1 protein-coding gene and 3 rRNA genes are annotated in these 7,249 nt (G+C 58.3%); all 4 read right to left on the bottom strand.

From position 1 onward, the window contains the following. Positions 1–45: 45 nt before the first annotated feature. Positions 46–162 (bottom strand): 5S ribosomal RNA (rrf, locus tag ACSDQ9_RS12140). 109 nt (positions 163–271) lie between these two features. Beyond that, positions 272–3,370 (bottom strand): 23S ribosomal RNA (locus tag ACSDQ9_RS12135). A gap of 356 nt (positions 3,371–3,726) precedes the next feature. After that, a 16S ribosomal RNA gene (locus ACSDQ9_RS12130) occupies positions 3,727–5,242 on the bottom strand. Together the 16S, 23S and 5S rRNA genes form the textbook arrangement of a ribosomal RNA operon. A gap of 669 nt (positions 5,243–5,911) precedes the next feature. Then, positions 5,912–7,180, bottom strand: a complete 1,269-nt coding sequence (gene tyrS, locus ACSDQ9_RS12125; protein WP_435147378.1) for a tyrosine--tRNA ligase — start codon at positions 7,178–7,180, stop codon at positions 5,912–5,914. Positions 7,181–7,249 lie beyond the last annotated feature (69 nt).

The raw sequence follows: 7,249 nt of genomic DNA, 5'->3' as shown, positions 1-7,249 counted from the left end.
GAAATGAGTACACCCCCCTGACCCGAAGGTCAGGGGGGTGTGTAAGTCCGGCGGCGTCCTACTCTCCCACAGGGTCCCCCCTGCAGTACCATCGGCGCTGAAAGGCTTAACTTCCGGGTTCGGAATGGAACCGGGTGTTTCCCTTTCGCCATGGCCACCGAAACATCAAGGAGATGCTCCAGGCACCAGACAACCATATGCATGTTGTAACTGGTTCCCGACCGTATCTCGGGAACCACACAGTGGACGCGTAGCATCTTTGTAGAAGATATGAGACAAGCCCTCGGCCTATTAGTATCGGTCAGCTCCATGCCTTGCAGCACTTCCACATCCGACCTATCACCCGGTGGTCTGCCGGGGGCCTTACCAGATTAAATCTGTGGGAACCCTCATCTTGAAGCGTGCTTCCCGCTTAGATGCTTTCAGCGGTTATCACTTCCCAACGTAGCCAACCAGCCGTGCTCTTGGCAGAACAACTGGCACACCAGAGGTTAGTCCGTCCCGGTCCTCTCGTACTAAGGACAGCTCTTCTCAAGATTCCTACGCGCGCAGCGGATAGGGACCGAACTGTCTCACGACGTTCTAAACCCAGCTCGCGTGCCGCTTTAATGGGCGAACAGCCCAACCCTTGGGACCGACTCCAGCCCCAGGATGCGACGAGCCGACATCGAGGTGCCAAACCATGCCGTCGCTGTGAGCGCTCGGGCAAGATCAGCCTGTTATCCCCGGGGTACCTTTTATCCGTTGAGTGACGGCGCTTCCACAAGCCACCGCCAGATCACTAGTCCCGACTTTCGTCCCTGCTCGAGATGTCTCTCTCACAGTCAAGCTCCCTTGTGCACTTACACTCGCCACCTGATTACCAACCAGGCTGAGGGAACCTTTGGGCGCCTCCGTTACCTTTTGGGAGGCGACCGCCCCAGTCAAACTACCCATCAGGCACTGTCCCTGATCCAGATAATGGACCTAAGTTAGATATCCAGAGCGACCAGAGTGGTATTTCAACGTTGACTCCCCAACCACTGGCGTGGCTGCTTCACAGTCTCCCACCTATCCTACACAAGTCGCACCGAACACCAATACCAAACTGTAGTAAAGGTCCCGGGGTCTTTCCGTCCTGCTGCGCGTAACGAGCATCTTTACTCGTAATGCAATTTCGCCGAGTTCGTGGTGGAGACAGCGCCCAAGTCGTTACTCCATTCGTGCAGGTCGGAACTTACCCGACAAGGAATTTCGCTACCTTAGGATGGTTATAGTTACCACCGCCGTTTACTGGGGCTTAAGTTCAGTGCTTCGCGTAAGCTGACACTTCCCGTTAACCTTCCAGCACCGGGCAGGAGTCAGTCCGTATACATCGTCTTTCGACTTGGCACGGACCTGTGTTTTTAGTAAACAGTCGCTTGGGCCTGGTCTCTGCGACCTTCAAGGCTTCAGGAGTCAATCCCTACACCCATCCGGTCCCCCTTATCCCGAAGTTACGGGGGTATTTTGCCGAGTTCCTTCACCACGATTATCTCGATCGCCTTGGTATTCTCTACCTATCCACCTGTGTCGGTTTGGGGTACGGGCGGCTCATACGTCGCTCACGAAGCTTTTCTAGGCAGCATAGGATCACCCACTCTTGGAAACGAATTCCAATCACGACGTCACGTCTCAGGCACATGAGGAGCGGATTTACCTACCCCTCGCCCTACACGCTTGTCCCGGCATACCAGTCACCGGGATGGGCTACCTTCCTGCGTCCCTCCGCAGCTTGCCTACTACAAGTTCGGATCGCAGAGTCAGTGGCATCGATCCGAAGACCTCAACCACCTTCCGTGCTTAGCATCACCTGATTCAGCATGGGCCGTACTTCGCCGGTACGGGAATATCAACCCGTTGTCCATCGACTACGCCTGTCGGCCTCGCCTTAGGTCCCGACTCACCCAGGGCAGATTAGCTTGACCCTGGAACCCTTGGATATTCGGCGGACGGGTTTCTCACCCGTCATTCGCTACTCATGCCTGCATTCTCACTCGTGTGCACTCCACGACTGGGTCACCCCGCCGCTTCACCGCGCACACGACGCTCCCCTACCCATCCACACACCTGGACCACAAAGGCCAAGTACACGCGTGAATGCCATAGCTTCGGCGGATAACTTGAGCCCCGCTAAATTGTCGGCGCAGAATCACTTGACCAGTGAGCTATTACGCACTCTTTCAAGGGTGGCTGCTTCCAAGCCAACCTCCTGGTTGTCTCCGCAACTCCACATCCTTTTCCACTTAGTTATCGCTTAGGGGCCTTAGCTGATGATCTGGGCTGTTTCCCTCTCGACTATGAAGCTTATCCCCCACAGTCTCACTGCTGCGCTCTCACTTGCCGGCATTCGGAGTTTGGTTGATTTCGGTAAGCTGTTGGGCCCCCTAGACCATCCAGTGCTCTACCTCCGACAAGAAACACGCAACGCTGCACCTATATGCATTTCGGGGAGAACCAGCTATCACGTAGTTTGATTGGCCTTTCACCCCTATCCACAGCTCATCCCCTCGGTTTTCAACCCAAGTGGGTTCGGGCCTCCACGACGTCTTACCGTCGCTTCACCCTGGCCATGGATAGATCACTACGCTTCGGGTCTAGAGCATGCGACTCAACGCCCTGTTCGGACTTGCTTTCGCTACGGCTCCCCCACACGGGTTAACCTCGCCACATACCACTAACTCGCAGGCTCATTCTTCAAAAGGCACGCCGTCACCCCGCAGGGCTCCGACGGATTGTATGCGATCGGTTTCAGGTACTATTTCACTCCCCTCCCGGGGTACTTTTCACCTTTCCCTCACGGTACTTGTCCGCTATCGGTCACCAAGGAGTATTTAGGCTTAACGGGTGGTCCCGCCAGATTCACGCGGAATTTCAAGAGTTCCGCGTTACTTGGGATAACACTCACGAGTGAACAGCTTACGTCTACAGGAGTCTTACCCTCTACGCTCTACCTTCCCAGGTAGTTCAACTTCACCATTCATTTCTTACTCGCCGCCGGGTCAACAGCCCCGACCAAATGCTCCCACAACCCCGCACATGCAACGCCTGTCAGCTATCACACACATACGGTTTGGCCTCTTCCGCTTTCGCTCGCCACTACTCACGGAATCACGGTTGTTTTCTTTTCCTGTGGGTACTGAGATGTTTCACTTCCCCACGTTCCCTCCAACTGCCCTATATATTCAGGCAGAGGTTGCCGGACATGACTCCGGTATTTCAAGGTTTCCCTATTCGGAAATCCCAGGATCAAAGCTCGTTTACCAGCTCCCCAGGGCTTATCGCAGGTTACAACGTCCTTCATCGGCTCTTGGTGCCTAGGCATCCACCGATCGCACTTAGTAGCTTGTCAAAAAATATATCTACAAAGATGCTCGCGTCCACTGTGCAGTTCTCAAAATACGGGCGAGCCCGGAAACCCACCACCCACCAAGGGCAGCAGACCCACCGGTCCGCAAGGAAATCACGCCGCAACAGCGACCGACCCCTCAAAACCCAACAGCGTGCTCCACACCCGCCACCCACACCAACACCCACGTTCCACTCCCCCACACAACCGTGCAGAAGCTGTACTTGCCGGCGCCACCATGAGCAGCAGACTTGCCAGTGATCCACCAAACAGCCTTGCCAGCCCAGGGACACTCGCCCCAGCACCAACAAATGGACCAACACCACCACCAGGGCAGCATCAGCCAAAAGGCTCCTTAGAAAGGAGGTGATCCAGCCGCACCTTCCGGTACGGCTACCTTGTTACGACTTAGTCCTAATTACCAGCCCCACCTTCGACGGCTCCCCCCACAAGGGTTGGGCCACCGGCTTCGGGTGTTGCCGACTTTCATGACTTGACGGGCGGTGTGTACAAGCCCCGGGAACGTATTCACCGCAGCGTTGCTGATCTGCGATTACTAGCGACTCCGACTTCATGGGGTCGAGTTGCAGACCCCAATCCGAACTGAGACAGGCTTTTTGGGATTCGCTCAACCTTGCGGTATCGCAGCCCTTTGTACCTGCCATTGTAGCATGTTTCAAGCCCTGGACATAAGGGGCATGATGACTTGACCTCATCCCCACCTTCCTCCGAGTTGGCCCCGGCGGTCTCCATTGAGTCCCCGGCATTACCCGCTGGCAACAATGGACGAGGGTTGCGCTCGTTGCGGGACTTAACCCAACATCTCACGACACGAGCTGACGACAGCCATGCACCACCTGTATACCGACCAAAAAGGGGCACCTGTCTCCAGATGTTTCCGGTATATGTCAAACCCAGGTAAGGTTCTTCGCGTTGCATCGAATTAATGAACATGCTCCGCCGCTTGTGCGGGGCCCCGTCAATTCCTTTGAGTTTTAGCCTTGCGGCCGTACTCCCCAGGCGGGGTACTTAATGCGTTAGCTGCGGCACGGAGAACGTGGAAGTCCCCCACACCTAGTACCCACCGTTTACGGCGTGGACTACCAGGGTATCTAAGCCTGTTTGCTCCCCACGCTTTCGCTTCTCAGCGTCAGGAAATGCCCAGAGAACCGCCTTCGCCACCGGTGTTCCTCCTGATATCTGCGCATTCCACCGCTCCACCAGGAATTCCATTCTCCCCTGCATCCCTCAAGTCTGCCCGTATCGAAAGCACGCTCAGGGTTGAGCCCTGAGTTTTCACTTCCGACGCAACAAACCGCCTACAAGCTCTTTACGCCCAATAATTCCGGACAACGCTCGCACCCTACGTATCACCGCGGCTGCTGGCACGTAGTTGGCCGGTGCTTCTTCTCCTACTACCGTCACTTGCGCTTCGTCATAGGTGAAAGCGGTTTACAACCCGAAGGCCGTCATCCCGCACGCGGCGTTGCTGCATCAGACTTCCGTCCATTGTGCAATATTCCCCACTGCTGCCTCCCGTAGGAGTCTGGGCCGTATCTCAGTCCCAGTGTGGCCGGTCGCCCTCTCAGGCCGGCTACCCGTCGAAGCCTTGGTGAGCCACTACCTCACCAACAAGCTGATAGGCCGCGAGTCCATCCCAAACCGCCGGAGCTTTCCAACCCCCACCATGCGACAGGGGCTCATATCCGGTATTAGCAGCTGTTTCCAACTGTTATCCCAAAGTTCAGGGCAGGTTACTCACGTGTTACTCACCCGTTCGCCGCTCGTGTACCCCGAAGGGCCTTACCGCTCGACTTGCATGTGTTAAGCACGCCGCCAGCGTTCGTCCTGAGCCAGGATCAAACTCTCCGTTGAAAAATATCAACCACCCCCAAAAAGGGTGATCAAGAGTTCAAATCCTGACAAAGAATCCAAAAACTGGATCAATCATCATTCATCAAAGGAATCTCCACCCAACCAAACAACCCACCCACAAAAGGCAGACCATCCAGCCAGGCACGAGACAAAAATTGTCATTACTTCACTGACTTTAAAAAAGCACGCTGTTGAGTTCTCAAGATTCGGGCGCGTCCCGCGCATCCGGCCTTTCGACCATCCGCTTGGGGCAACTCGTGAAACTTTAGTCCGCCTCACCTTTGCAGTCAAATCCGCCGGCCTGGCTCTTCGTCCTTCATTTCCGCTCCGACAAGGGGCTTCAATTCGGTTCGAAGGTCATGCTGCCTTGTGGGGCAACCTGACAAACTTTAGTTGTGTGTGAGATCCGAGTCAAATCGGCTTCTCGCCATCATCGGTTCCAACCCTGCGGTCTGAGTGGGTACTCGTTGTACGCACACTCGTGCCCTCAGGAGGGTGTTGGAGTGATGTGGGCCCTGGGCTCGTCCGGCTCCGTCTCCCGAGGAGTTCCGCCGTCCGTGTCGCCTTCAAGGCTTGGTAAACATTACGCGCAGGTCACGGTCAACGCAAACCGGGCCCGTGTGAGCTTGCCGACATGACATCCCCGCTCGTCAGCGGCCTGTCGGCCGCTCAGCGTGCGGCCGGCGCCAGCAGCGCACCGAGGGTCTTCTTCCCACGACGCAGCAGCACGGCCTCGCCCGCGAGCAGGTCGGCTGGGGTCAGCACCTGGTCGGGGTCGGTGACTTTCTCGTTGTTCAGGTAGGCACCGCCCTCCTCCACGGCCCGGCGACCGGCGGACTTGGAGTCGACGACTCCCGCCAGCACCAACGCGTCCACGACGGTGGGCAGGTCGCCACTGGGCAGCTCCACTCCCCCCAGCTCGCGGGCCACGGCGCGCACGGTCGCGGCCGGCAGGTCCCTCAGGTCGCCACGGCCGAAGAGGGCCAACGCGGCTGCCACGGCCGCCTCGCGTTCGGCGACGGAGTGCACCAGGTCAGTGACGTCGTCGGCGAGCGCCTTCTGCGCAGCGCGCTTCCACGGCTCCTCGGCCGTCGCCCGCTCGAGCTCGGCGATCTCGTCGCGACCCCGGGGGGAGAACACCTTGAGGTAGTCGATGACCTTCTCGTCCTCGGAGTTGAGGAAGAACTGGTGGAAGGCATAGGCCGACGTCATCTCCGGATCGAGCCACACCGTGCCCGACTCCGTCTTACCGAACTTGCTTCCGTCCGCCTTGGTGAGCAGCGGGGTTGCCAGGGCGTGCACCCGCGCGCCCTCCGAGCGCCGGATCAGTTCGACGCCAGCGGTGATGTTGCCCCACTGGTCGGAGCCGCCGGTCTGCAGCGTCGCCCCCTTGGAGCGGAACAGCTCGCGGTAGTCGAGGCTCTGCAGCAAGACGTAGCTGAACTCGGTGTAGCTGATGCCCGACTCCAGTCGCCGCGAAACCACGTCACGGGCCAGCATGCGGTTGACCGGGAAGTGCTTGCCCACGTCGCGCAGGAAGTCGAGGGCCGAGAGCTCGGCCGTCCAGTCGTAGTTGTTGACGACCTCTGCGGCGTTGTCACCCTCGAAGCTGACGAAGCGGCTGACCTGGGCACGGATCTTCTCCACCCAGGCGTGCACCTGCTCGACCGGGTTCATCGTCCGCTCACCGGCCTCCTTCGGGTCACCGATCAGCCCCGTCGAGCCACCCACCAGCAGCAGCGGCTTGTGGCCGGCGGCCTGCAGGTGGCGCGCGACGATCAGCTGCACCAGGTTGCCCATGTGGATGCTGGGCGCCGTGGGGTCGAAGCCGACGTAGAAGGTGACGGGTCCCTCGTCCAGGTGCTGGGCCAGAGCCTCGGCATCGGTGGAGTGCGCGACCAGACCGCGCCAGGACAGTTCATCGAAGACCGCATTCACGCGGGTCAGCCTACCGAGCGCGGACGAACCCGTCGCTCACGTTTCGCCGGGCACCTGCCAACCGCCCGC

This window comes from Aestuariimicrobium soli, from assembly GCF_051192575.1.
Lineage (GTDB): Bacteria > Actinomycetota > Actinomycetes > Propionibacteriales > Propionibacteriaceae > Aestuariimicrobium > Aestuariimicrobium soli.
This window is presented reverse-complemented; position numbering and strand designations above follow the sequence as displayed.